The organism is Paraburkholderia flagellata (assembly GCF_021390645.1).
Taxonomy (GTDB): Bacteria; Pseudomonadota; Gammaproteobacteria; order Burkholderiales; family Burkholderiaceae; genus Paraburkholderia; species Paraburkholderia flagellata.
On sequence record NZ_JAJEJT010000002.1, the window covers coordinates 1985163 to 2011674 of the forward strand.

21 protein-coding genes are annotated in these 26512 nt (G+C 63.9%); 5 read left to right on the forward strand and 16 right to left on the reverse strand.

Features of this window, described 5'->3' with window-relative positions; all coding sequences use genetic code 11:
• Positions 1–38: 38 nt before the first annotated feature.
• From L0U83_RS23135 to L0U83_RS23145, 3 genes are all read right to left on the reverse strand, one after another.
• Positions 39–986 carry a branched-chain amino acid ABC transporter permease gene (locus L0U83_RS23135; RefSeq protein ID WP_233886416.1) on the reverse strand — a complete coding sequence of 316 codons (948 nt, stop codon included), beginning with the start codon at positions 984–986 and terminating at the stop codon, positions 39–41.
• 40 nt (positions 987–1026) lie between these two features.
• Complete coding sequence (locus L0U83_RS23140) at positions 1027–2271, reverse strand: branched-chain amino acid ABC transporter substrate-binding protein (protein ID WP_233886417.1); 1245 nt, start codon at positions 2269–2271, stop codon at positions 1027–1029.
• 281 nt (positions 2272–2552) lie between these two features.
• A complete protein-coding gene (locus tag L0U83_RS23145; RefSeq protein WP_233886418.1) occupies positions 2553–3524 on the reverse strand; it encodes a helix-turn-helix domain-containing protein in 972 nt (323 codons plus the stop codon).
• 99 nt (positions 3525–3623) lie between these two features.
• On the opposite strand from L0U83_RS23145, the gene L0U83_RS23150 reads away from it, so the two are divergent.
• Complete coding sequence (locus L0U83_RS23150) at positions 3624–4868, forward strand: DUF1479 domain-containing protein (RefSeq protein WP_233886419.1); 1245 nt, start codon at positions 3624–3626, stop codon at positions 4866–4868.
• 13 nt (positions 4869–4881) lie between these two features.
• Here the strand turns inward: L0U83_RS23150 and L0U83_RS23155 are convergent, their stop codons facing one another.
• From L0U83_RS23155 to ydiJ, 3 genes are all read right to left on the reverse strand, one after another.
• Positions 4882–6618: an ATP-binding protein gene (locus tag L0U83_RS23155; protein WP_233886420.1), complete on the reverse strand. Its 1737-nt coding sequence runs from the start codon at positions 6616–6618 to the stop codon at positions 4882–4884.
• A gap of 176 nt (positions 6619–6794) precedes the next feature.
• The gene (locus L0U83_RS23160; protein WP_233886421.1) at positions 6795–7130 is read right to left on the reverse strand and encodes a response regulator; all 336 of its coding nucleotides are present in this window, start codon (positions 7128–7130) and stop codon (positions 6795–6797) included.
• Positions 7131–7293: 163 nt separating this feature from the next.
• Positions 7294–10344: a D-2-hydroxyglutarate dehydrogenase YdiJ gene (ydiJ, locus tag L0U83_RS23165; RefSeq protein ID WP_233886422.1), complete on the reverse strand. Its 3051-nt coding sequence runs from the start codon at positions 10342–10344 to the stop codon at positions 7294–7296.
• A gap of 115 nt (positions 10345–10459) precedes the next feature.
• Between ydiJ and L0U83_RS23170 the strand changes: the two genes are divergently transcribed.
• On the forward strand, positions 10460–11377 hold the full coding sequence (locus L0U83_RS23170) for a LysR substrate-binding domain-containing protein (protein ID WP_233886423.1): 918 nt from the start codon (positions 10460–10462) through the stop codon (positions 11375–11377).
• Positions 11378–11395: 18 nt separating this feature from the next.
• On the opposite strand, the gene L0U83_RS23175 is transcribed toward L0U83_RS23170, so the two are convergent.
• The 9 genes from L0U83_RS23175 to L0U83_RS23215 all read right to left on the reverse strand — a co-directional run bounded on the left by L0U83_RS23175 (position 11396) and on the right by L0U83_RS23215 (position 22609).
• Positions 11396–12949 carry a tetratricopeptide repeat-containing glycosyltransferase family protein gene (locus tag L0U83_RS23175; protein ID WP_233886424.1) on the reverse strand — a complete coding sequence of 518 codons (1554 nt, stop codon included), beginning with the start codon at positions 12947–12949 and terminating at the stop codon, positions 11396–11398.
• A gap of 94 nt (positions 12950–13043) precedes the next feature.
• Entirely contained in the window at positions 13044–14390 is a 1347-nt protein-coding gene (locus tag L0U83_RS23180; protein WP_233886425.1) for an MFS transporter, read from the reverse strand.
• A gap of 331 nt (positions 14391–14721) precedes the next feature.
• Positions 14722–15591: an alpha/beta fold hydrolase gene (locus L0U83_RS23185; protein ID WP_233886426.1), complete on the reverse strand. Its 870-nt coding sequence runs from the start codon at positions 15589–15591 to the stop codon at positions 14722–14724.
• Positions 15592–15655: 64 nt separating this feature from the next.
• Complete coding sequence (gene mhpT, locus L0U83_RS23190) at positions 15656–16903, reverse strand: 3-(3-hydroxy-phenyl)propionate transporter MhpT (RefSeq protein WP_233886427.1); 1248 nt, start codon at positions 16901–16903, stop codon at positions 15656–15658.
• Between the two features lie 96 nt (positions 16904–16999).
• The gene (dmpG, locus tag L0U83_RS23195) at positions 17000–18025 is read right to left on the reverse strand and encodes a 4-hydroxy-2-oxovalerate aldolase (protein ID WP_233886428.1); all 1026 of its coding nucleotides are present in this window, start codon (positions 18023–18025) and stop codon (positions 17000–17002) included.
• Positions 18026–18029: 4 nt separating this feature from the next.
• On the reverse strand, positions 18030–18980 hold the full coding sequence (locus L0U83_RS23200) for an acetaldehyde dehydrogenase (acetylating) (RefSeq protein WP_233886429.1): 951 nt from the start codon (positions 18978–18980) through the stop codon (positions 18030–18032).
• A gap of 13 nt (positions 18981–18993) precedes the next feature.
• Entirely contained in the window at positions 18994–19782 is a 789-nt protein-coding gene (mhpD, locus tag L0U83_RS23205; RefSeq protein WP_233886430.1) for a 2-keto-4-pentenoate hydratase, read from the reverse strand.
• Between the two features lie 29 nt (positions 19783–19811).
• Positions 19812–20756, reverse strand: a complete 945-nt coding sequence (locus L0U83_RS23210; protein WP_233886431.1) for a 3-carboxyethylcatechol 2,3-dioxygenase — start codon at positions 20754–20756, stop codon at positions 19812–19814.
• Positions 20757–20758: 2 nt separating this feature from the next.
• Positions 20759–22609: a bifunctional 3-(3-hydroxy-phenyl)propionate/3-hydroxycinnamic acid hydroxylase gene (locus tag L0U83_RS23215; RefSeq protein WP_233886432.1), complete on the reverse strand. Its 1851-nt coding sequence runs from the start codon at positions 22607–22609 to the stop codon at positions 20759–20761.
• 192 nt (positions 22610–22801) lie between these two features.
• On the opposite strand from L0U83_RS23215, the gene L0U83_RS23220 reads away from it, so the two are divergent.
• Entirely contained in the window at positions 22802–23605 is an 804-nt protein-coding gene (locus tag L0U83_RS23220; protein ID WP_233886433.1) for a DNA-binding transcriptional regulator, read from the forward strand.
• Here L0U83_RS23220 and hcaR read toward each other — a convergent pair.
• Entirely contained in the window at positions 23602–24480 is an 879-nt protein-coding gene (hcaR, locus tag L0U83_RS23225) for a DNA-binding transcriptional regulator HcaR (protein WP_233886434.1), read from the reverse strand. The genes L0U83_RS23220 and hcaR overlap by 4 nt on opposite strands.
• A 123-nt stretch (positions 24481–24603) precedes the next feature.
• Here hcaR and hcaE point away from each other — a divergent pair, with 123 nt between their 5' ends.
• The gene (gene hcaE, locus L0U83_RS23230; RefSeq protein WP_233886435.1) at positions 24604–25959 is read left to right on the forward strand and encodes a 3-phenylpropionate/cinnamic acid dioxygenase subunit alpha; all 1356 of its coding nucleotides are present in this window, start codon (positions 24604–24606) and stop codon (positions 25957–25959) included.
• A complete protein-coding gene (hcaF, locus tag L0U83_RS23235; RefSeq protein WP_233886436.1) occupies positions 25956–26510 on the forward strand; it encodes a 3-phenylpropionate/cinnamic acid dioxygenase subunit beta in 555 nt (184 codons plus the stop codon). Before hcaE ends, hcaF begins: the two co-directional genes overlap by 4 nt.
• Positions 26511–26512 lie beyond the last annotated feature (2 nt).

Sequence of the window (26512 nt, forward strand, 5' to 3'; positions counted from 1 at the left end):
GCCGAACCGGCGCTGGCCTGAATGAGCGGTTTCATCGTTCAGCCCTCCCGCTTGCCGAGCAACCCGCGCGGTCGCAGGATCATCATGAGCACCATCAGCAGGTAAGGCAGAATCGGTGCGACCTGCGATACCGGCATGCGCCACAGCGACGAGAGCGCCGTGCTGTCCGTCACCGTCACGCCGGCAAGCGAGAGCAGATCGGAGAGCGAAGCATCGATCGTGACGGCGAAGGTCTGCATGATGCCGATCAGCAGCGACGCGATGAACGCGCCCGGCAGCGAGCCCATGCCGCCCACCACGGCGATCACGAATACGATGGTCCCCACCGACTCGGCCATCGAAGGCGACGTGACGAACGCGTTGCCGCCGATCACGCCGGCTAAGCCCGCCAGCGCGGCGCCGCCGCCGAACACCAGCATGAACACGCGCTGCACGTTGTGGCCGAGCGCCTCGACCATTTCCGGGTGCGTGAGCGACGCCTGAATGACGAGGCCGATGCGCGTGCGCGTCAACACGAGATACAGCGCCGCGAGCATCGCGATCGAGATCAGCATCATGAAAGCGCGATACTTCGGAAATTCCGACGTGTACACCTTGAACAGCGCCCCGTTCAGTTCGGGCGGAATGGCGTACGGCACCGCGGCGAGTCCCCAGACCAGCTTGACGCCCTCCACGATCAGATACGACAGGCCGAAGGTGAACAGCAATTCCGCTACGTGCCCGTACTTGTGCACGGCACGCAAGCCGAAACGCTCGACGAGCGCGCCGACACAGGCAACGAGCACGGGCGCCACTACCAGGGCAGGCCAGAAGCCCATCTTGCTGGCAATGGTGTAGGCGAAGTAGGCCCCCAGCATGTAAAAGCTGGCGTGCGCGAAGTTGAGCACGCCCATCATGCTGAAAATCAAGGTGAGGCCCGATGAGAGCATGAACAGCAGCAGCCCATAGCCGATGCCGTTCAAGAGAGAGATGGTCAGGAATTCCACTGCCCGATGATCCTTGTGAAGTGTCGCAGCGAGAGCACGTTCAGCCCGGGCGCTTCATCTGGCAAGTGGTCGGCTGCGTTGCCGCGGTCGGCCCAAGCTGGACGTCGGTGCGCCAGCCATAGCCGGTGTTCTCCTGGTCGTACTTTACCGTTTTGCCGTCCGCCTTGATCCATGTCGCGATCACGAGCGACTGCTGCGCCTGGTGATCGGCGGCGCGCATCGTCACCGGACCGTTCATGCCGTCGACCGTCATGCCTTCCAGGGCCTTGGCCACCTTGACGGGATCGGTCGACTTCGTTGCGTTCATTGCCTTGCTCAACATTTCGATGGCGGCATAGGCCGTCGCCAGGTAGTAGTCGTCGTTGTACTTCTTCTTGAATCCCTCGATGATCTGGCCAACCACCGGCGGGTTGTTCGCCGTGTTCGGGCCGAACACGCCCACGTATTTCACGTGGTCGGCGCCGGACGCGCCCATGGCCGTCGGCACGCCGGTCGTGCCTGCGTAATAGGTATAGAAGTTGGACGTCACGCCCGCGTCCTTGCTGGCCTTGACGAGCAGCGCGAGGTCGCTGCCCCAGTTGCCCGTGATCACCGTATCGGCGCCGGATGCCTTGATCTTGGTGGCGTAAGGCGAGAAGTCCTTCACGCGCGCGAGCGGATGAAAATCGTCGCCGACGATCACGATATCCGGGCGCTTGTTCTTCAGGTCCTCGCGCGCCACGCGCGAGACGTCGTGACCAAACGAGTAGTCCTGATTGATGAGGTAGACCTTCTTGATGTCCTTGTCGCGGGCGAGGAACGTGGTGAGCGCATCCATCTTCATGTCGGCGTTCGCGTCGAAGCGGAAGTGCCAGTAGTCGCAGCGGGCGTTGGTCATGGCCGGATCCACCGCGGCGTAGTTCAGATAGACGATTTCCTTGCCCGGATTACGCGAGTTGTACTTGGCGACCGCATCCTCCAGCGCGAGGCCTACCGACGACCCATTACCCTGCACGATATAGCGAATGCCCTGGTCGGCGGCCTGACTCAGCACGGTCAGGCTTTCCTGCGGTGAAAGCTTGTTGTCGAATCCCACCACCTCGAACTTCGTGCCGTTTGCCCAGTTATGCTCATTGGCGAATTCGGCCGTGTATTGCCAGCTGTGCAACTGATTCGTTCCGAGAGATGCCATCAAGCCGGACAGCGGATCGATGAAGGCAATCTTGACAGTCTCCGCTTGCGCGGCCCCTGCTACCAACGCTGACGATACAACCGCACCAACCAGCAACGAGCGCAACATCCTCATGGACTGTCTCCTTTGTTTGGGCATTTCTTATCGTGCGTGAAAATTTCTGTCCGACCGTGCGATTTTTCGCTATATCAACACATTCCCGACGCGAATGACAGCACTCCAGGGAAATCGCTGAGGCGGTGAGGCATAGCGAGCCGCAGCGACTTGCTTACGGTTCGCTTGGGTCCGTTCGTGAGACTGAACGCCGCGTACGGCCGTTTTGATAATAGAAACCGGGTGGCCGCAGCGCGAGGCCGAATTTGAACAGAATCAGACGCGCGGCCCGTGCGAGGCGCTCAGGCGCGGCGCAAGCGAGGCTTGCCGCTCGTCGTTCGCCGCGCAAGCTCGAGAGAAGGCGAGCGCTCGGTAAGGGACGGCGCAACATGATCCTCGGCGCGCTTCGCGAGCGTGAATTGCTGCCGGTACGCGACTGGCGTCAACGCTTTTGTGGCCTTGAACTGCCGGTTGAAGTTCGCGGCGTTGGGAAAGCCTGACCGGGCGGCGATAACGGAGACGGGCATCTGCGTGTCGGTCAACATCCGGCAGGCATGGCCGATTCGAACCCGCGCGATGTACTGCCCCACGCTTTCGCCCGTGTGCTGCACGAAGTGCCTCGTCAGCGTGCGCTCAGAAAGACCCGCAGCCTTGGCGAGCGCCGAAAGCCGCAACGGTTGCGAGAACTGCGTTTCGATCAGCGCGAGAACGCGGTTCAACTGCTCAGGCTCATAGCCTGACGATGCGCCAACGCGGCCCTCGAACGCGCTGGGCGTCGCTAGCTGGGTGGCAGGCAAATCGGTCAACCAGACCAGGATATCCAGCACGGCAGCCAGACGCTCACGCGGCTGCGCCGACAATAGACGGTCCAGATAGCCGCGCATATGCGCTCCGGCGCCTTCTTCGAAAACCAGTCCGCAGGCCGCGCGACGCAACAGGTTGCGCAGGCTCGCATATTCGGGGCAAACGTCGGCGAGGCGCTGCACCCAGTTGCCTTCGAACCAGATGACGACGGCCACCTGCGAGTCCGCCGGGTCGATCGAGCGATTGGACGACCAGGTGTGCGGCATGTCCGGCGGGACGAGGACGAGATCGTCGGCGCCATAAACGGTGACCGAGTCGCCGATATAACGCTTGCCCTGGCTGTTCATCGTCAGCGTGAGTTCGTATTCCGGGTGGTGATGCCACTCGAATGGAATGCGCGGCAAGCGCCGGTGGTAAACCCGCACCGAACAGCTGCTGCCGAAGTCGACGTGCTCGTACGCTGCTTTCATGGCCGAAACTACAAAAAGATTGACCCGATAATATCACTGCCCAAGGCCACGCCGGCGTACGCTCCTATCATTCGAAATCACCACGGTGGAGACAAGCAAATGGCTTTGCATATCGACGACCTGCCAGCGGCTATCCGCCGGGCGAAGCAGGAACTGCGGGAGAGACTGCCCAACTACAAGGCCGTGTTCGCCGAGGTCGAATCGGCCATGCAAGAGGAGGCGCATCGCATCGCGCAGCTTCGCGACCGGGGTCAGCCCGTCATCCCCGAAATCGCGTTCGGGGACATCGCCGGCAATCGGGTTAGCGCGGAGCAGATCGCGCTCGTGAAGGCGCGCGGCGCCTGTGTTATTCGCCAGGTATTCGACCGCTCGCTCGTTGAGCAGTGGGACGCCGACATTGCGGACTATGTCGAGCGAAACGATCTCGACCGCAAGCTGCTCCATCGCGCCGAAGACAAATACTTCGGCCAACTGGCCTCGAGCAAGCCACAGATCTACGGCGTCTACTGGTCAAAGCCGCAAGTGCTCGCGCGCCAGTCGCAGGAACTGACGCAGGCGCGCGTGTTCCTGAACCGGCTATGGCTCACCGAGAGCGAAGGCCGCGTGCATTTCGACCCGAATCATGTGCCGGCTTATGCAGACCGGCTGCGCCGCCGGCCGCCTGGCTCCGAATCGCTGGGACTCTCGGCCCACTGCGACGGCGGTTCGGTCGAGCGCTGGATCGAAGCGAACTTCCGCAACGTCTACCGCCACGTCTTCTCCGGAAACTGGCGCGACTACGACGCGTTCGACGCGGCGTGGCGCACTGACGTCGAAGAGATTCCATCACCCGCTGTCTGCTCGATGTTCCGCACGTTTCAGGGCTGGACGGCGCTCACGCAGCAAGGCCCAGGCGACGGCACGCTGCAACTCGTGCCCATTGCGAACGCGATGGTCTATATCCTGCTGCGCGCGCTGCAGGACGACATTGCCGACGACGACCTGTGCGGCGCGATGCCGGGCCGGGCGCTGTCGATCAAGCCGGAGTATCACGCGCCGCTTTTCCACGCGCTTTCGTCGATTCCCCTGATGCAGCCAGGCGACACCGTCTTCTGGCATAGCGACGTCATTCATGCCGTGGAAGATGCGCATCGCGGCAAGGGCTATAGCAACGTGATGTACATCGCTTCGGCGCCGTCGTGCGCCAAGAACGATGCGTATCTTGCGCGGCAGCTGCCGAGCTTCCTCGAAGGCAAGAGTCCGCCCGATTTCCCGACGGACCATTTTGAAGTCGATTTCGCTGGCCGCGCAACGGTCGATGATCTGACGCCGCTCGGACGCACGCAGATCGGGATGAAGACCTAGTGCGGCTGCAACGTCATTCGGTCGTGTTGAGCGCGTTGCGCACCGCAACGGCAAGCTCGTCGAATCGATAAGGCTTGCTAATGAGCGCGACGCCTTCGTCGAGCTTGCCGTCGTGGAAAATGACGTCGCGCGTGTAGCCGGAGGCGAACAGGACCTCGGCGTAATAAGGCGGCCCGCTGGCAATGCGAGCGAGTTCGCTGCTTCTCACCGTGCCGGGCGTCACGACATCGGTGAACAGCAGGTCGAAGTGCTGGCCGCTCTGGATCAGCTTGAGCGCGCTCTCGCCGTCTTGTGCGGAGAGCACCTTGTAGCCGAGCTGCGCCAGCATTTCGATCGCGGCAATGCGAACTTCGGCGTCGTCTTCGACAACGAGAATCGTCTCGCCGCCGCGCTCCTGTCTCGCAACGGTCGGCTTGTAAGCGTCGTATTCCGCTTCCAGGCTGCGCGGGAAATAGAGGCTGACCGTGGTGCCCTGGCCTTCCGTGCTTTCAATGAAGACGTGGCCCGAACTCTGCGCCACGAACCCATGCACCATGCTCAAGCCTAGCCCCGTGCCCTGACCCTCGGCCTTCGTGGTGAAGAACGGTTCGAACACGCGCGCTTTTACGTGGTCGGGCATGCCCCTGCCCGAGTCTGAAACGCGCAGGCGAACGTATTCGCCCTCGGGCACACCGTCGCGGCGCGCCTCTTCGTCGTCCTGTGCATCGACGTTCGCGAGACACACGCCGATGTGTCCGGGTCCGTCTATCGCGTCGCGCGAGTTGATGACCAGATTCAACAGCGCGCTTTCCAGCTGACTGCGGTCCGCACAAATGTTCCAGCTCTCTTGCGCCGGCACGATGGCAAGTTCGATCGTCTCAGGCAACGTGCGGTGAAGCATCTCGGCCATGCCTTCGACCAGCCGGAAGGGATTCAGAACGGCTGGCGCGAGCGGTTGCCTGCGCGCGAAGGCCAGCAATTGCGCGGCAAGCTTCGCGCCGCGCGACACCGCATTGCTGACCGCAGCCACACGCCGCTCGAGCGCTTCGTTGCCTTTCGTCGAAAGCTCGATGAGCTGCAGGTTGGCGGAGATGACCTGCAAGACGTTGTTGAAATCGTGCGCCACACCGCCCGTGAGACTGCCGATCGCCTCGAGTTTTTGCGCCTGACGCAGCCGCTCCTCCATCGCGACGCGCGCGCCCACTTCCTCGGCTACGCGCTGCTCGAGTGTCTGGGTCAGTTGCAGCAGCGCGTCTTCAGCTACCTTGCGCTGCTTTTCAGCCAGTTTCTTCGCCGTCGTTTCGAACACGATGGCGATGACGCCCGCCGGCCGCTCGTCGTCTTCGAAAACCGGGCTATAGCTCAGGTCCAGCCAGACGTCTTCGGCGTGACCCTCGCGATACAGCACGAGCACCTTGTCCTGAAAGGTCAGGGTCCCGCCGGCGAGGCACGTATCGACGACATTCCGGTTGAACGCCGCCACCTCCGGCCAGCCGGTTTCGACCGGCTTGCCCAGCAGGAACGGATGCCGGCCGCCCGCGAAAAACGCATAGGCGTCGTTGTAGACCATCGTGCCTTCGTGGCCCCACAGCATGACGAGCGGCGAAGGCGAGGCGAGAAGCATGTTGATCGCGGCAACGAGGCTCGCCGACCAGGTTTCGCGCGGGCCGAGCGCCGTATTGCTCCAGTCGAATGCGGCGATGCGCTCCGCCATTTCACCCGGCCAACGGGTCGATGGGCGCTCGATTCGCGGTGGAACTTCCTTGTTCATGACGCGACTCTGCTCAGAGGAGACGGTGCGGGATTCCGGAACGACGATGTTCGTGGAGATTCGAAGCCGCCACGAGTGAGACAGTGTGCGCAATTATTGTTCCGGCTCCCCGCGGGCCTCGTCAAGCTGGCGACAACGCGCAACCGGCGCCAATACGTCAGCCGCTCGGACCGGCGTCACAGGCAGGCCAACAGGTCTTCGAGCCGCACCGGTTTCGTCAGACATTTGTCGAAACCGGCTGCTGCGGCCCTGGCCGCGATGTCCGGGTCGATGTGCCCCGATAGCAAAACGTACCGGGTATTCAAAAGAGCGGGGTTCCGCCGAAGCTGGCCCACCAGTTCGCCGCCGCTCATGTCTGGAAGTTTCCAGTCCACAAAGGCGAGTTCGGGAAGGAACGACCCAGCAACGAGCACGGCCTCTTGCCCATCTGCGGCGCATCGGGCTTGATGACCTTCGAACTCGACGAGCGCCGCCAGTGCATCTGCGACGTCGCGGTTGTCGTCGACAAGCAAGATTCGTTTTGGCATCGGGCGCAAAAGCTGGCTGGAGCGGGGGCGCGACACAGACGCCTTGCCCCGTGGTTCGTCTTCGAGTGTACCCGGATTGAGCCACTTGCAGCCCTCACGCCGTCTCACTTCGGGGATCAAAGCTCGGGGACGACAACGGCGCAGGAGATCAGCGCAGCGCGTCCAGCAACACCTGAACCGGGTGGCGCAACTGACGCCCGCGCAAGCGCTTCACCTGGCAGCGGCACGAATAACCGGTAGCGAGCAGTTCTTCCGCCCCATGCGTCGCCGTCGAAGCCGCATCGACATGCCGTGCCCACGATTGCTCGAAGATCGCTTCCGAAGTCGCGCGATTGCGCGCCTCGTGGCCGTAGGTGCCCGACATGCCGCAGCATCCGCTAGCCGGCGTCGCGAGCGCGAGGCCCGCCGCAGCGAATACATCTTTCCACAAGAGCGTGGCGGCGCTAGCGTTGGTACGCTCGGTGCAATGCGGGAGCAGGCGGAATGAGCCGGATGCCCGCGGCGTAGTTGCACGCGTGCGCAATGCGCCGAGCAGCCATTCCTGCGGCAGCAGGACCTCCGGCGCCGCCTCGATGTCTTCCACCTTGCGGTACTCCTGGCGGTACACGAGCGTCATGGCCGGGTCGACGCCGACGAGCGGCACACCCGAGCTGGCAAGGGCGGCCAGTTGCGCCGCATTGCGACGCGCGGTGCGGCGAAACTGCGGCAGAAGCCCCTGCACGTGCAGCGGCTTGCCGTTTGGAGAATAAGGCGCGATGAATACTCTGAACCCAAGACGCGCGGCGAGTTCCAGAAACGCGGCGGCTATAGGCGTTTCGAAGTAACGCGTGAACGCGTCCTGCACCACGATCACGCTGCGCTCGCGCTCGGCTTTGGCAAGCATCGAGAGCCGTTTGGGCGTTGCGATCTGCGCTCCCGACTTGCGCAACACCTCCCGCCACGACACGCGGCTCAACAACGGGCTATCGACAAGGCCCACGCAGCGGGCAAGCAACGATTTGATGAGACCCGCGCTCATCAGCGCGTTGTATACGCGACTCGCGCCGGGCACCGCCGCTACGCGCGGCACCGTGAATTCGAGCGCGCCGATCAAATGGTCACGCAGCGGACGCAAATAGCGCGTGTGATAAAGCTCCAGAAAGCGCGAGCGAAACTCGGGCACGCTCACCTTCACGGGGCACTGCCCCGCACATGACTTGCACGAAAGACAACCTGCCATGGCGTCGTAAACCTCATGCGAAAAGTCCTGCTCGCCTTGTCGTTTGCGCACACTATTGACGATGCGCACCGGCAACGCCGCCGCAACCGGCACGGCGGTGAGATCCGCGCCGGCATCCTGTTGCAGACGCAACCATTCACGCATCAGCGAAGCCCGGCCCTTCGGCGAATGCACGCGTTCGCGCGTGGCTTTCCACGACGGACACATGGCGTCGTCCGGGTCGAAGTTGTAGCAGGCGCCGTTGCCGTTGCAGTGAACGGCGTCGGCATTGGCCTGCCAGACGCGCTCGTCGATGCGCCGGTCCAACTCGCCGCGCAGTGTCGTCGCATCGATTTTCAACAGCGCCGCACTCGCGTTCGCAGGCGTCGCGATCTTGCCTGGATTGAGCTGATTGTGCGGATCGAATGCCGCCTTGAGCCGCTGCAACGCCGGATACAAAGGCCCGAAATACTCGGGCACGTACTCGGAGCGCACGCCCTTGCCATGCTCTCCCCACAACAGGCCGCCATACTTCATCGTCAAAGCGGCCACGGCATCCGAAATGGGGCGCACGAGCGCGGCATCGTCGGGATTGCGCATGTCGAGCGCGGGGCGCACGTGGAGCACGCCCGCATCGACGTGGCCGAACATGCCATAACGCAAGCCAAAACCATCGAGCAGCGCGCGAAACTCAGCAATGTAGTCGGGGAGATTTTCCGGCGGCACGGCCGTGTCCTCCACGAAAGGCTGCGGGCGCCTCGCGCCGCGGGCGTTGCCCAGCAGGCCCACCGCGCGCTTGCGCATCGCATAGACGCGATTGATCGCCGCCTCGCCATCGGCAATCGTATGGCCGAGGCGCTTCACGCTCGTGTCCGCGTCCAGGTGCGCGGCGAACGCCGCCACGCGCTCGCGCAATTCGTTCGCATCGTCGCCGCTGAATTCGACCATATTGATGCCGCTCGCACCGCCTTCGACGCCATCATCAGCGGGGAAATACTCGGCCACGCTTTGCCAGACGATATCCTCGCGCGCAAGCCGCAGCACCGTGGAATCCACGGTTTCGATCGAGAGCGGACGATGGGCCATCAGCGCGCGCGCGTCGCGCAGGGCATCCATGAAACCCTCGTAGCGGATATTGACGAGCACGGCGTGCTTTGGCACGGGCAGCACGTTCAGCGTCGCCTCGACGATGAAGCCGAGTGTGCCTTCCGAGCCGCACAGCACGCTATTGATGTCGAAGCGCCCTTCGCCGTCACGCAGATGGGCGAGGTCGTAACCCGTCAAGCAGCGGTTCAACGCGGGAAAGCGCTCGCGTATCAGGTCAGCTTCGCGCTCGCTGATATCGCGCGCAGTGCGGAACACCTCGCCGACCTTATCCTCGCGCGCGCAAAGCGCGGCGAGCGCGGCGCGCTCGACCGGCGCGCTCGACAGGCGCTCACCGCCGAGCAGGACCGTTTCCAGCGCGAGCACGTGATCGCGCGTTTTACCGTAGGTGCAACTGCCCTGCCCGCTCGCATCCGTGCTGACCATGCCGCCGATGGTCGCGCGGTTCGAGGTCGAAAGCTCCGGCGCGAAAAAGAGCCCGTGCCGCTTCAGTTCGGCATTGAGCTGATCCTTGACAACGCCCGCCTCCACTCGCGCCGTACGCGCAACCGGATCGATTTCGAGGATGCGGTTCATATGCCTCGACATATCGACGACGACGCCGTCGGTCAGCGACTGCCCGTTCGTACCCGTGCCGCCACCGCGCGCCGCGACCGTCACGCGGCGAAACGCGTCGCGACCGAGCATGCCCGCGAGTCGTGCGACGTCCTTCGCATGGCGTGGGAACACCACCGCTTGCGGATAGCGCTGGTAGATCGAATTGTCCGTGGCCAGCACCGTGCGCGTGGCGTGACTCGCATCCACCTCGCCCTCGAAGCCCGACACTTGCAGTTCATGCAAAAATTGATGGATCAGGGGGCTGCCGAATTCGCCGATGGTAAGCTGGGCAATGGTCATGTCGCTCTCGAAGTCTCGCATCGGGCGCTATATGGCCCTTTCCGGCATGAAATTGTCGCTCCCCAACCGGCCGCGGGCAAACGTAAATTGGTTGGGTTAATCATGAGGTTTATGAATGAATTACCGCAAGCTCACGCCTTCCATGTCGCTGCTGCTCGCATTCGAAGCGTCCGCGCGCCATGAGAGCTTCACGCGCGCCGCCGAGGAACTGTCGCTCACACAAAGCGCTGTGAGCCGCCAGGTTCAGGCGCTCGAAGCGATGCTCGACCTTGCTCTCTTCACGCGCGAGGGCAAACGCATCATCCCGACCGATATCGGCCGAGCCTATATGGCGGAGATCTCTCACGCGCTTACGCTGATCCGCAGCGCGACGCTGCAAGCCCTCACGGCGAACGCGCCGAGAACGCAGTTGCGCGTCGCGACCTTGCCGACGTTCGGCGCCAAGTGGCTGTTGCCGCGTCTGCATCGCTTCTATCAAACGCACCCCGATCTGCAGATCGATCTCGACTCACGCATCGAGGCTGCCGATTTTTCGACCCAGGACCTCGACGCCGCCATCGTGGTGGGCGACGGCCGCTGGCCCGGCGTCACGGCGCACAGGCTCTACGCGGAAGAACTGGTGCTGGTTGGCAACCCCACTGCGTTGCCGTTCACGAAGAAGTCGAAGCGACGGGCCACCGCGCCGACCATCGAATCGCTAGAGGGCCTCACGCTGCTGCGCGTGCGCAGCTTTCCCGACGCATGGCGCGAATGGTGCGCGCATTTCGGCTTGCCTCACGACGCGCTGCGTACGGGCCCGAGTTTCGAGCTGACCTCGCATTTGATCCAGGCGGTCGTCGCCGGTATCGGCGTGGGCCTCGTGCCGCGCATGCTGGTGGAAGACGAATTGAAGGAGAACCGGCTTCTCAGCCCGTTCGAAGCAGTGCAAAGCTCGCGCTCGTATTACCTGGTCTACCCGGAGCGTGCCCAGCGCCACCCCGTGCTGGTTGCGTTTCGCGACTGGCTGCTGGAGGAGCTTGCCGGGCAGCAGTGATTCAATGGCGCACGCTGCTCAAGCCCGCGTGAGATGGCTTTCTTTCATCGGATAGCGCGCGGCGAGCGCATCGAGCACGCGGTTTAGTACGTCGTCCCAATTGCCGCGCTCCGCTTGCGTGAAGAGACGCAAACCCGGATACCACGGGCTGTCGTCGCGATCGCGCAGCCAACGCCAGCAGCCCGCAAAGCGGTTGAGTAGCCAAACGGGCTTGCCCATCGCCGCAGCCAGGTGCGCCACCGATGTATCGACCGAAATGACGAGATCGAGTCCATCGATCAACGCGGCGGTATCGGCGAAGTCGCCGACTTCGTCCGTCCAGTCGGTGATTTCCTCGCGGTATGCCGGTGGCAATTGCTTCGATGCGTCGTCGGCTTTTTGCAGACTGATCCAGCGCGCGCCGCGCCAGGACAGCAGCTTCGCAAACGTATCGGGCGCGATGCTGCGTCGGCGATCCGCCGCCGTGCCCATGTGACCGCCCGCCCAAACAACGCCGATGCGCGGCTTCATGTCATCGCGAGGCGCAGCCAGCCGGTCGGCCCAGATGCGCGCGCGCTGCGGCTCGGCATGCAGATAAGGCACGCTCGCCGGAATGTTGTCGAGGCGCGTGCCAAGCAGCATCGGCAGCGAGAGCAGCGAACAGTAGGCGTCCCATGCGGCAAGGTCTGACGGCACGTCGTCGAGCAACACAATTTTCGGCCAACGCGTGCAAAGCGACTGTTCGAGCAACTGCCGCAACGGCTTGGGACATACGTAGCCAACGCGCGTGCCGTGCGCGAGCGCAATGGGCAGATAGCGGCAGAATTGCAGCGCATCGCCAAAGCCCTGTTCGTGCAGCACGAGCAAACGGCGCTCGCCGGGAAGCGGGCCGCTTCGCCACTGCGCAATCGGCAATATCGGTGCGCCTGACGCCGCTGGCTGGTCGCCGACTTGAAAGCTCGCCCAACGCTGCTCGAAATGCGGCCATGCCGCTTCGTAAAGCCCCGCTGCCAGCAAAGCATGACCCAGGTTGCTGTGTGCTTCCAGATTGCGCGGCTCGAGCGCGATTGCACGCTCGAAATGGGCGATGGCCGTGGCGAGATCGCCGAGATTCTTCGTGACTGTGCCGAGATTGTTATGCGCCGACGCGTGATTGGGCTGACGCGCGAGGGTTTGTCGGTAGCTATGCGCAGCCGCCTCGGGCTGATCGTCGAGTTGCAGGACGACGCCGAGGTTGTATGAAAGCAGCGACGTATCGACCGCTGGAAAGCGTTCGCGTGCGCGCCGCAGGCCCAGACGTGCCGTTTCGGCCGCCGCCGCGTAGTCACGCAGACGCATTTGCGTCACGCAAAGGCTGTTGCAGTACACGGGGTGCGGGAGGACCTGAACTGCGCGCATGAGCCATATCTGGGCTTCGGCTGGCGAGCCCATTGCGAGCGCGATTAGTCCACGTCTGTGGAGCGCGTCGCTGTTGCGCGGATTCGCGGCGACTACCTTGTCGGCAAGCTCCAATGCGCGTTGCCAATCGCCTGCGGCGTAGGCGCGATCGGCGCCTTCCAGATATGACTGTGTGTGTTTGATGGGGGACGGCACGGGAAACCTCGATGAGTGAGTTTGGCCCGGACCATACCGCCGTCTCAAAACAAATCGCCCCGCGTCGCCTGCACGCAATGCGGGGCATCACACCTCAGCGGCGAGCCTTCACCGCCGGCCCCCCCGCCACCAACGCCGCGCCGCTCACCACCAGCAACGCCGCGAGCAGATACAGCGCGTTGTCCATGCTGCCCGTGTGCGTCTTGATGAGCCCGATCGCCCACGGGCTCACAATGCCGCTCGTAATGCCGATACTGCTGATGAGCGCAATCCCGGCCGCTGCGGCCTTGCCCGAGAGATACGCCGAAGGCACCGCCCAGAAGATCGGCAACGCGGCGAAGATCAGCACCGCTGCGATCGACAGGATCGCCATCATCGCGGCGAAGCTCGCCAGATGCAGCGTGAGCAGCGCCAATGCGATGCCGCCGCCTATCGTGCACGCAGCGAAATGCCAGCGCCGTTCACCACGGCGGTCCGAGCGTCGCGCGATCCACATCAGGCCCACTGCGCCCACCGCATTCGGAATGACGGTGTAGAGGCTGATCGCCAGCACGTCATGCACGCCGAAGTCGCGAATCATCAGCGGCATCCAGAAGTTCAGCGTCAGCGACGCACACGTCAGCGAGAAGTAGATGAACGCGAACAGATACACGCGCGGGTTACGCAGCGCCGCGCCGAACGAACGCGTGGAATGCGCGTGATCGCCTTCGCCGTCGCGTTGCGCGAGAAGGTGGGCTTTCTCGGCATCGGTCAGCCACCTCGCCTTCTCGGGGCCGTCCACGAGCCAGAACGTCGCCATGAGTCCGAGCAGCACGGCCGGCAGACCTTCGATCACGAACATCCAGCGCCAGCCGGCGAGGCCCGCCACGCCGGCCATGTCGCGCATGATCCAGCCCGAGATGAGGCCGCCCAGCACGCCCGCCACCGCCACGCCGGCGAAGAAGATCGAGAACACGGCCGCGCGGCGGCGAGCCGGATACCAGTACGTGAGATAGAGCACGATGCCCGGAAAGAAGCCCGCCTCGAACACGCCCAGCAGGAAGCGCAGCGCATAGAACTGCGTGGGGCTCGACACGAACATCATGCTGGTCGAGGCAATGCCCCACAGCAGCATGATGCGCATGAACGTGCGGCGCGCGCCGAAGCGCGCAAGGAGCATGTTGCTCGGCACTTCACACAGCACGTAGCCCACGTAGAAGACAGCGGCGCCGAGGCCGTACATTGCGTCGCTGAAGCCCAGGTCATGCTTCATCTGCAATTGCGCGAAGCCGATGTTGATGCGGTCGAGAAACGACACGACGTAGCAAACGAACAGAAACGGGATGACGCGCGCCGACACCTTGCGATAGAGCGCGTCGTCTTGCTGCGTGGGATTCTGCGCGGACGTATCAAAAGCGCGCGCGGCTTCGGACCCGCGGTCCGGGGCAATCGATTGGGGCATCTGCCTGTCTCCAAACATGACTGCGGCTCACCCGGTCGGATCCGGGCAGACCGTTGATGCGCGGCGTCTTGCGCGCCTTGCGCGGCTCGCCGGGACGCGCGGTTCGCGCTTCTCCAGGCAGTGAGCCGATCATAGGTGGGACAGGTTTAATTTGTCAATGGCGAATCGATTCGTTTTACGCTAATGCGGGTTTGCCTTTAGATGACCGGTCGGCGACGCGTTCACGCACGGTTTCGTCACACAAAAGCCTTGTCGCCAGCGAATCCGGCGCGAGAAAAAAAAGCGCACCGTGAGGTGCGCCGCATCGCTGCCGCAAGTGCTCGCGCGCGCTTCAGTGCTGCAGGAAATCGATCACCATGCGGTTGAACGCCTGGGCGTGCTCCCACTGCGCCCAGTGGCCGCAACGGTTGAACACGTGCAGTTGCGCGTTCTGCATGCCGGCCAGCAGGCGCAGGCCGATGTCCATCGGCACGAAACGGTCGTCGCGGCCCCAGATCACGAGCGCGGGCGCGGCGATTTCGCCAAGGCGCGGGCCGTAATCGCTGAACTGCTTCGGGAACGCGGCGAGGCTCTTCACGAAGTTTTCCAGGTGGTCGCGGCGCGCGAGCATGTTGTCGAGGCGCGTTTGCATCAGCTCGTCGGTGAGCGCGCTCGCGTCGTACACGAACACGTTCATCATGCGCTTGAGGTTTTCGATGGTCGGATCGCGATAGAGACCCTGCAGCAGCTTGATGCCTTCCGTGGGCATCGGCACGAAGCTGCTTGGGCCACCGGTGCCGCCGCCCATCAGCACGAGCTTGCCCACGCGTTGCGGGTTCGCCAGCGCGAATGCAACGGCGCTATGCCCGCCCATCGAATTGCCGAGAATATGCACGCGCTCGATGTCGAGCACGTCGAGCAGCCCCTTGAGCACCCGGCCGTTCAGGTCCGAGCGCGAGCTCGTGCAAACGATCGGGTCGCTCTTGCTCCAGCCCGGGCAGTCCATCAGGATCACGCGGTAGCCAGCCGCGACGAGCGGCTCGACGTTGCGGTTGAAGTTGGCCCAGCCGCTCGCGCCCGGACCCGAGCCGTGCAGCATCACGACGGTTTCGGCGCCAACGCCCGCGTCGTTGTAGTGAATCTGGAACTCGACCTCGCCGTCCTTCACGCGTGCGAACTTGCTCGTCGAGGCTTCGGTGATTGCTTGTGCCGTACCAGTCATGATGACCATCCTTTAAAACGTAATAACCCATGGCGGAGAAGGCGCGCGCCTTCCCCCCTCAATTTCACGCGCCCTGCGCGCCCAATGCGCTGCGCTGCCTGAATGCGCCCACCACGCTCAGCGCGGCAAGCGCCGCGATCACAACGAGCGGAATGCTCGAGCCCACCAGCATCGACGGGCTTTGACCGAGTGCGAACAACTGGCCCGCCACGAGCGGCCCGAGAATCGAACCGAGACGCCCCACGGCCACTGCCGCGCCCACACCCGTGCCGCGTACTTCCGTGGGGTACGCATGCCCTGCGAGTGCGTAAAGCACCGACTGCCCGCCCACGATAAAGAAGCCGCACAGCAGGCCGCCCACGGCCGTCGAGCCTGCGCCGCCCGCGCCCGCGAGGACGGTGAGCGCCACCACGACGCCGATGTACATGCCGATCACCGTGCCGCGGCGGCCAAAGCGATCCATGATCGTTGCGATCGCAACAGCGCCAATCCCGCCGCCGATGTTGAACAGCATCAGCACGAGGTTCGACTGCACGCGCGTGAGGCCGCGTGCAAGCACCATCGAGGGCAGCCAGTTCATCAGGAAGTACAGCACGATCAGCGTGCCAAGGTAGCTGATCCACAGCGCGATGGTCGTACGCGCACGGCCCTCGCGCCAGAGCGCTTCTGCCACGCTCGGCGCGCCTTCTTTCGTCACCGTCGAAGCCTGCGTAGCGACGAATTGCTGCGACTCGCGCAGGAACGCGCCAAGCAGCGGCACCATCACGATCGGGCCGAGCCCGCCAACGTAGAACACGTGGCGCCAGCTCGTGTCCCCCGTGCCGAGCATACCGATCACGGCAGCGATCGCCGCGCCGAACGGCATGCCGCAGTACATCGCGCCGACCGCCGTGCTGCGCTGCTGCGGACCCGCGGCCTCCGAGCACAGCGCAATCAGGTTCGGCATGGCCGCGCCGAGACCGAGACCCGTGAGCAGACGCGCGACGAGCAGGCTTTCGAAATTCCACACCATGGTCGTGGCGAGCGAGAACAGCCCGAACAGCGTGACCGACCACATGAGCACGCGCTTGCGGCCAAAGCGGTCGGCGAGCCGCCCGCCCAGCGCCGCGCCCGGCAAGAGGCCAATCGCACCCGCACTGAACGCCCAGCCCATTTGCGCCACGGCGAGATGAAACTCCTTCGCCATGCGCGGCCCCGCTACGCCCGCCGATTGCAGATCCAGCCCTTCGAGCAATGCAATCGCCAGACACAGGGCGATGGTTGCCTTGCCGCTCGTTTCACTTCCTCCAGCACTACTGTTTCGCGACGTCATAAAAAAGTCTCCATGTGTATATGCGAGCCACTCTTTTCGGCGGCTATATGTGGCAACGCCGCGCACCGCCCGAAAGGCGATGCGCGGCGCGCTTGATCAGGACTGCAATGCTTCCTGGCGCTTCTTCAGATCGAGCGCCACGTCGACGATCATGTCTTCCTGGCCGCCCACCATCCGGCGCTTGCCCAGTTCGACGAGAATGTCGACTGTTTTCAGGCCGTACTTCTTCGCGGCCACTTCCGAGTGGCGCAGGAAGCTCGAATACACGCCTGCATAGCCGAGCGCGAGCGTTTCGCGGTCCACGCGAACCGGCCGGTCCTGCAACGGGCGCACGATGTCGTCGGCGGCATCCATCAGCGTGTAGAGGTCGGTGCCGTGGTTCCAGCCCATGCGTTCCGCCGCGCCGATGAACACTTCGAGCGGCGCATTGCCCGCGCCCGCACCCATGCCCGCAAGCGAAGCATCGATCCGGTCGCAGCCTTCTTCCACGGCAACGATCGAGTTCGCCACACCGAGCGACAGGTTGTGGTGCGCGTGCATGCCCGTTTGCGTTTCGGGCTTGAGCACGCCCTTCACCGCACGGAAACGGTCGCGCACGTCGTTCATCGTGAGTGCGCCGCCCGAATCGACCACGTAGATGCAGGTCGCGCCGTAGCTTTCCATCTTCTTCGCTTCGACGGCGAGGTTTTCCGGCGTGGTCATGTGGCTCATCATCAGGAAGCCCACGGTGTCCATGCCCAGTTCGCGCGCATACTCGATGTGCTGCTTCGAAATGTCGGCTTCCGTGCAATGCGTGGCCACGCGCACGATGCGCGCGCCCGCGTTGTACGCAGCCTTCAAGTCGTGAATCGTGCCGATGCCGGGCAAGAGCAGCGTGGCGATCTGTGCGTGCGTGACCACGTCGGCCACGGCCTCGATCCATTCGAGATCGCTGTGCGCGCCAAAGCCATAGTTGAAGCTCGAGCCTTGCAGGCCGTCGCCATGCGCGACTTCGATGCTGTCCACCTTCGCGCGGTCCAGCGCGCGGGCGATGTCCTGCACGTTCTGGATCGAGTACTGGTGGCGAATGGCGTGGCTGCCGTCGCGCAGCGTGACGTCGGAGATGTAGAGTTTCTTGCTCATCGCTTTACGCTCCTTGAACGCTGAGCAGCGTCTGCGCCATGCGTTCGGCGGTGGCGAGCGCGGCGGAAGTCATGATGTCGAGATTGCCTGCATAAGCGGGCAGATAATGCGCGGCGCCTTCCACTTCGAGGAACACCGAAGTCTTCAGGCCGCTGAACTTGCCAAGGCCCGGAATGTTGAGCGGCGCGCTCGCGGGAATCTCGTCGAACTGCACCTTCTGCTTCAGGCGATAGCCCGGCACATAGGCGTGCACCTTCGCGACCATCTCTTCGATGGACTGCTCGACCTTCTCGCGGTCGGCCGCCTCAGAAAGCGTATAAACCGTGTCGCGCATCATCACCGGCGGCTCGGCCGGGTTCAACACGATGATGGCCTTGCCCTTCGCGGCACCGCCCACCACTTCGATCGCCTTCGAAGTCGTTTCGGTGAACTCGTCGATGTTCGCGCGCGTGCCCGGGCCCGCCGACTTGCTGCTGATCGAAGCGACGATCTCCGCGTAATGGACCTTCGCGACGCGCGACACGGCGGCGACCATCGGAATCGTGGCCTGGCCGCCGCACGTCACCATGTTGACGTTGAGCGCTTCGATATGCGCATCGATATTCACGACCGGCACGCAGTACGGGCCAATTGCGGCAGGCGTCAAGTCGATCACACGGATCGACGGCTTGAGCTTGCGCAGCAGCGCATCGTTCTTCACGTGCGCGCCAGCGGAGGTCGCGTCGAACACGAAGTCGATGTCGTCGAACACGGGCAGACGCGTGAGACCTTCAGCGCCTTCGTGCGTGGTCGCAACGCCAAGACGTGCGGCGCGCGCGAGACCATCGGAGTTCGGGTCGATGCCGACCATCGCCGCCATCTCCAGATGCTGGCTGTTGCGCATGATCTTGATCATCAGATCCGTGCCGATGTTGCCGGAGCCGATGATCGCGGCCTTGAGTTTTTCGGAAGCCATATGAATTCCTGTATCAGGCGGAGAAAGTCGCGCGAACGCTGCCGAGGCCTTCGATCTGCGCGGTGTACGTGCCGGGTTCCTTCACGGCGACCATGGGTCCGAGCGCGCCCGTGAGCACCACGTCGCCCGCACGCAGCGGCGTGCCGAGCTGGACCATGCGGTCTGCGAGCCACACGGCGGCGTTGAGCGGATTGCCCAGGCACGCGGCGCCGTTGCCGCGCGAGAGCACCTCGCCGTCACGCGAAAGTTCCATCGCGCAAGCGGTCAGGTCGATCTGCGAGAGCGGCACCGGGCGGCTGCCCACCACGAAGCGTGCGCTCGAAGCGTTGTCGGCCACCGTATCGACGAAGCGGATGTCCCAGTTCTGGATGCGGCTGTCCACCACTTCGATGGCCGCAAGTGCGTAAGCGCTGGCGCGCAGGATATCGACGAAGGTGTGCTTTTCGAACGTGAGGTCGTGCTCCAGCACGAGCGCGATTTCCGCTTCCACCTTCGGCTGGATCAGTTGCGAGAGTGGAATGGCTTCGGCATCGCCATAAGCCATCGAGGCAAACAGCGCGCCAAAGTCGGGCTGATCGACGCCCAGCTGCTTTTGCACCGCGAGCGACGTGAGGCCGATCTTGCGGCCCACGATACGCTCGCCAGTCGCCACACGCAGATCGACGTTGGCTTGCTGAACTGCGTAGGCGGTGGCGATGTCATCTAAAGCGATTTCACCGCGCACCGGCTCGATCACGTTGCGCGACGCTTCGGCTTCGCGCAGGCGCGCGGCCAGTGCCGCGACGAGTTTCGAATCTGACATGTTGATTCTCCGGAGTCCGTACTGATCTATCAAGCCGCGTCAGGCGTGGCGTGCATGGTGGCGAAACCCGCGATCCACTCGGGAATTTCGCGGTAGTAGTCGAGCGTCGCGCGATACGGGCCATAGGCGGCGAGCGCGCCGAACGCCGCGACCCAGGTGCGGATTTCATGGGCCGACTTGCCGCCGTCACGCGTAATGGCCGCGTTCGTCATGCCGTCCACGGAAGTCAACTCGCCCGATTCAAGGCGTGCGAGGAATGCGCGATCCCATTCGGGATTGAGCGGATGCAACGGGCTGTCGCCCGCCGTGAAGGACTTCGCCGCGGCCACGGTACGCGCCTGGCGTGCGGCGCGCGAATCGGCCGTGGGGTTGCGGCCCGCGATCAGGCGTTCGGCCACTTCGGGCGTCGCGCCGAACAGTTCCGGCACCGGCGGCTCGTGCGAAATGCCGCCCGAGCCCACCACGAGCACGCGCTTGTCGCTGCGCGAAAAGAAGCGGCCAATCGCATCGCCGAGCAGGCGAGCACGACGCAACGTCGCCATGGGGGGCGCCACGGAGTTGATGAACACGGGAATCACCGGATAGCGATCCAGGCCGCCGGTCAGCACTTCCAGCGCCTGCGCGCAGCCGTGATCGACCTGCATGCGGTACGAAAGCGCGACGTCGATATCGGCTTCGAGCACGTTTTCAGCGAGCTTGTGCGCGAGGTCTTCGGGCACTGGCAGCGTACCCGCCATGCTCTTGAAATCGCCGATGGCCTCGGCACGCGCGCCGATGCAGAACGGCGGCATCACGTCGTAGAAGAAGCCGTTGAAATGGTCGGGTGCGAACGCAACGATCAGATCGGGTTTGAACGCTTCTACACGTTCGCGCGCGGCGCGGCCTACGCGTTCGACTTCCGCCACCACTTCAGGCAGCGGATCGAAATAGCCATGCAACGGGGTGTGCGACAGACATTCGAGGTGAATCGGCATCTTCATGCTCCTGCTGTGCGCGCAACGGCCACGCCGCGCACGGGACGGTTTTGCGGGGCAGCGGCGCTTGCCTCACGCGAGACGGCTTCCGTCATGCCGAGCTTGCCCGCGAGTTCGACAATCGCGTCCGATACCTGTTGCGGCGTGCACACGCCCGCGACGAAGCGGTCCGGGCGCAGCAGCACCACCGATTCGGGCATGCGGCTGAACCACTCCTTCAAGCGGCCCTGCACGTCGCCAAGCGCGAGCACGCCTTCGGGCACGTCGTCGGCGTATTCGAGTTGCACGTCGGGCTTCGCGAAGATGAAGCGCGCACCAAGACGCTCCCACAGCGCACGAGCCTGCGGCGTGAGACCAAAGGTCGGGTCCGCGCCCCAGGCGAGCACCGCGAAGCCATTGCCGATCGCGTCGTCGAGGCGCACCACGCGGCCATCGGCAAGACGCACGCGCGGCTGAATGAACATGCGGCCCACCGGCGAGGCCGCAAGCGGATCGCGGCCATAGGCGAGACGGCCGATCAGCGAGTCGCGCTTCTGGCTCATCAGGCCAAGCATGCGGCCCGGCGCCGAGTTGCCCGAGCGCTCCAGCAAGCTTGCGAGCCACCCACCCGTTTTCTGCGGCGGCGGCAGCAGCACGACGCCCGCTTCATAGCGCGGCATCGGCTTGAAGCGCATTTCCACGAAGTAGCGTTTGACCGAGGGGAACACATTCATCCAGCGCACGAACGTGTCGCGAAAGCGCGCACCAAAGCGCGTGGTGGGCGCGAAGATATCGCCTGCCACTTCGGAAAGGTGGATCATCGAGCGCGCATGTGCGCGGCGCTCCACGGTATAGCTGTCGAGCAGGCGCCCGTCCGCGTGGCCCTTTGCGACCATCGCGAGCTTCCAGCCCAGGTTGTTCGCGTCGCGAATGCCGCTGTTGTAACCCTGGCCCTGCCACACGGGCATGATGTGCGCAGCGTCGCCTGCCAGCAAAACGCGGTCCACGCGGAACGTTTCGGCCAGACGCGCGTTGTGCGTGTACACGCGCTTGCGGATGTAGTCGACCTTGTCGGGATCGGCCACCACCTTGCGGATCAGCGCGGCCATGTTTTCGGGCTTCGAAAGCTCTTCTTCCGTCTCGCCCGGCATCACCATGAATTCGAAGCGGCGAATGCCGTGCGGCAGCGCTGCCGACACATACGGCCGCTGATGATCGCAATGCATGTAGATATGCGGCGAGCCGATGGGGTCGTTGCGCACGTCCACCACGATCCATTGATTCGGCTTCGTGCGGCCTTCGAAGGGCACATTGAGCGCGCGGCGCACGAAGCTGTTACCGCCGTCCGCGCCCACCAGGTACGCTGCGCGGATCGAGCGGCGCTCGCCGTTCGCATCGCTCACGTCGATCGTCACGCCATGCGCATCTTGTTCGAACGCGTTGACGGCGTGACCGAACAACACGTGCACATGCTCGAAGCGCGCGAGCCCCTCGTAGAGCACGCGGTCTGCGAGCGGCTGAATGAACGCGTTGCGCCGCGGCCAGCCGAATTCGTCGGTGCGCGGTTCGATCGAGGCGAAGCAATGGCCGTCCTTCGTGACGAAGCGCATCCAGTGGTCGGGCGTGGTGTGCGGCAGCAGGGCGTCGGCCAGACCGATCGACTGGAACACGCGCAATGCTTCGTCATCCAAACCAATTGCGCGCGGATAATCGATGATCTGGTCGAGCTTCTCGACAAGCGTGACACGCACGCCTTGCAGGCCGAGAATGTTGGCGATCATGAGGCCGACCGGACCCGCGCCGATGATGGCGACGTCGGTGGCAATCTGGCGAGGGCGGACGGTATCCGCCTCGTGGGCGAGGGGGGTGTTCATGTGTCTCCTTCTCGCGCGGCTTATGGGGCCGCTGCGGATGCTGACAGGTGGTGCCTGAAAACGGATCACCCGGTTGGACGCTTTGTCACAGTCCGGTGAATGGAAGCGAGTCTAGGTTCCGCCCGATGCGCGCTCAACATTTTTAGAGAAATGTGCATAGAATGCACATAGTTGATTTTTAAGGCTTTTTCTATGACGAAGTATGCAAACGTGCGGGGGCTCGCGCGCGGCCTGCAGGTGCTCCAGGCGCTCAACGCCATGGAGAACGGGCGCGCCACGAGCCAGCAACTGAGCGAGGCAACGGGCCTGCACCGCACGACCGTGAGGCGCCTGCTGGAAACCCTGGTAGAGGAGAAGTTCGTGCGCCGCAGCGCATCCGACGACAGCTTTCGTCTGACGATGCACGTGCGCGGCCTGAGCGAAGGCTTCACCGATGACGAACTGATCGCGACCATCGCGCCGCCGATCATGGCGCAAATGCTTCAGCGCACCGTGTGGCCATCGGACCTCACGACGCCCGATGGCGACTCCATGGTGATTCGCGAGACCACGCACCGCTTCAGCCCGCTTTCGTTTCACCGCGCGATGGTGGGCCGCCGCCTGCCGATCCTGCTCACGGCGGCGGGCCGCGTGTACTTCGCGATGTGCCCCGAGGCGGAACGAGAGGACATTCTCGAACTGCTGCGCGCCGGTGCCGGCGGCGAACAGCAGCAAAAACTCGCTGGCGACAAGGCCTTTATCCGCAATCTCGTACGCCAGACCCGCACGGACGGCTTTGGCTCGAACCATGGCGACTGGGCGGATCAGCGCAAGATCGGTGCGCTCGCAACGGCCATCGAGGCGCATGGGCGCGTGCTCGCGAGCCTGAACGTGATCTACCTGGAACAGGCCATCAATCCGGCGGAGGCGGTGCGGCGCTTCGTGCCCGAGTTGCAGCGCGCCGCGCAGGAAATGGTGGCGGCGTTAGAGGCGCAGGAAGAAAGCACGAAGCGTTAAGGCTCGTTCTCGCGCACGAGTTCGAACAACGCTTCGAGCTCCGCTGAATGCGGCTCTTTGCGCGACACCATCAGCAAGTCGATGGTGGGCGGCTCGCCTTCGAGCGGACGCGTGCAGATCGCGCTGCTCGTGAGCGACGAGACATACGCGGGCAACAGCGCATAGCCAAGCCCCATGCCCACGAGGTTCAGATTAAGCAGAATATTCGTCGCGACCTGCGCCACCTTGCGCTCGATGCCGTGCGCCTCGCAATACGCCTCGACCACGCTGTGCACTTGCCCAGAAAACTGCGGATGCGTGCTGATGAACGGCTCGCCGCTCAATTGCGCCGGTGCGATGCGCTTTTGCTTCGCGAGCGGATGACCGCTCGGGAGCACCACGACCAGCGGCTCGGTGAGCACGACTTCGCTGCGCAATTCAGGCGAAACAACGGGCCGCCGCATGAACGCCACGTCGATATCGCCGCGCAGTAGCGCGTCCTCCTGCTCGGCCGTTGGCAGGCTGCGCAACTCGACATTCACGTCGGGAAAGCGCAATCGCAAACGCGGCAAAATCACCGGGAAAACCCGGATTTCAGCGGCGGGCACAAAGCCGATCGTCACCGTCGCGCGCCCCTGCCCCACCTGACGCGCACGCGCCACTGCGCGATCGGCCTGGGCCACCACGAGACGCGCCTCGGCGAGAAACACCTTGCCTGCGTCGGTCAATTCCACCTTGCGGCGCGTGCGCTCGAACAGCGGCGTGCCCACTTCGTCTTCGAGATTGCGAATCTGCTGGCTCAGCGACGGCTGAGCCGTATGCAGACGCTGGGCCGCGCGCGTGAAGCTCAGCTCGTCGGCGACGGCAATGAAATAGCGCAGGTGTCTCAGTTCCATGCTCGAGTTATCGTTTCGAAGTCTTAGTGGCTACAAACAAAATATTTCACAACGGCAAAGCGAGCAACGATCATCCGTCTGCATTCCCGCCAAAAAGGCAATGCTGCCACGGAGGAGACTCGCATGTCCGCAATCATCGACATCGATGCACTCGTCGACGCGCAAAATGGCCGCGTCACGTCGTCCATCTATACCGACCCCGACATTTACGCGCTCGAACTCGAGCGCATCTTCGGCCGCTGCTGGCTGTTCCTCGCCCACGTCAGTCAAATACCGAAAGCCGGCGACTTTTTCAATACCTACATGGGCGAAGACCCCATCGTCGTGGTGCGTCAGAAGGACGGCTCGATCAAGGCCTTCCTCAATCAGTGCCGCCACCGGTCGATGCGCGTGAGCCATGCCGATTGCGGCAACACACGCGCGTTCACCTGCCCGTATCACGGCTGGTCGTACGGCGTGGACGGCGCGCTCATCGACGTGCCGCTCGAACCGCGCGCGTATCCGCAGGGCCTTTGCAAGGAGAAATGGGGCTTGCAGGAAGTCACGCGCGTGGCCGTCTACAAGGGCCTCGTGTTCGGCAACTGGGACGCGAGCGCGCCCGACCTCGAAACCTATATGGGCGACATCGCCTGGTATCTGGACGGCGTGCTCGACCGCCGCGAAGGCGGCACCGAGATCGTGGGCGGCGTACACAAGTGGGTGATCGACTGCAACTGGAAATTTCCGGCGGAGCAGTTCGCGAGCGACCAGTATCACGCGCTCTTCACGCACGCGTCCGCCATCGAAGTGCTCGGGGCGAAAGAAGGCGCCGCCGACAAGGCGCTCGGCGCGGGCCAAACTGCGCGCCCCGTGTGGGAGACCGCGAAGGACGCGCTGCAATACGGCCAGGCGGGCCACGGCAGCGGCTTTTTCTTCACCGAGCAGCCCGACGCCAACGTTTGGGTGGACGGCGAAGTCTCGCAGTACTTCCGCGACACCTACGCCGAAGCCGAAGCGCGCCTCGGCAAGGTTCGAGCGATGCGTCTTGCGGGCCACAACAACATGTTCCCCACGCTTTCGTGGCTCAACGGCACGGCCACGCTGCGCGTGTGGCATCCGCGCGGCCCGAACCAGGTGGAAGTCTGGGCGTTCTGCATTGCCGACAAGGCCGCATCCGATGAGGTGAAGGCCGCTTTCGAGCGCAGCGCGACGCGCGCGTTCGGGCCTGCTGGGTTTCTCGAACAGGACGATTCGGAAAACTGGGCCGAAGTGCAGAAGGTGCTGCGCGGCAGCCGCGCACGCAAAACGAAGCTCTGCCTCGAAATGGGCCTCGGCAACGAGCGCCTGCGCGAAGACGGCATACCTGGCATGACGAACTACATTTTCTCGGAGACGGCCGCGCGCGGCATGTACCGCCGCTGGGCCGATTTGCTGATCTCCGAAACGTGGGACGAGGTGAACGAGCGCACCGCGCGCTACGAGGCGGAGGTGCTCAAATGAACGTCGTCGCTGAACTCGAACCGGTGTTGACGCCCACGCGCGTCGGTCTCGAACTCCATCACGAAATCGAGCAATTCCTTTTTGAGGAAGCCGCGTTGCTCGATGGCTGGCACTTTCGCGCATGGCTCGACCTCATGTCGAAAGATATCCGTTACACGATGCGCACGACGGTCAACGCCCAAACGCGCGACCGTCGGCGTGGCGTGCAGCCGCCCACCACGTGGATCTTCAACGACACGCATTTCCAGCTCGAACGCCGCGTGGCGCGCCTCGAGACCGGCATGGCGTGGGCGGAGGAGCCGCCCTCGCGCACGCGCCATCTCGTGACGAACCTGCGGGTGCTCACTACGGATGCGCCCGGCGAATACGAGGCGCATGTCAACTACGCGCTCTACCGCTCGCAGAAGGAGCGCGACGAGACGTTCTACGTGGGCCGCCGCATCGACTGCGTGCGCCGCGTGGAGGGCGCGCAAGGCTGGCAGGTGTGCCGCCGCGAGATCACGCTCGACCAGGCGGTGCTCACTTCCCATAACCTGAGTGTGCTTTTCTGATC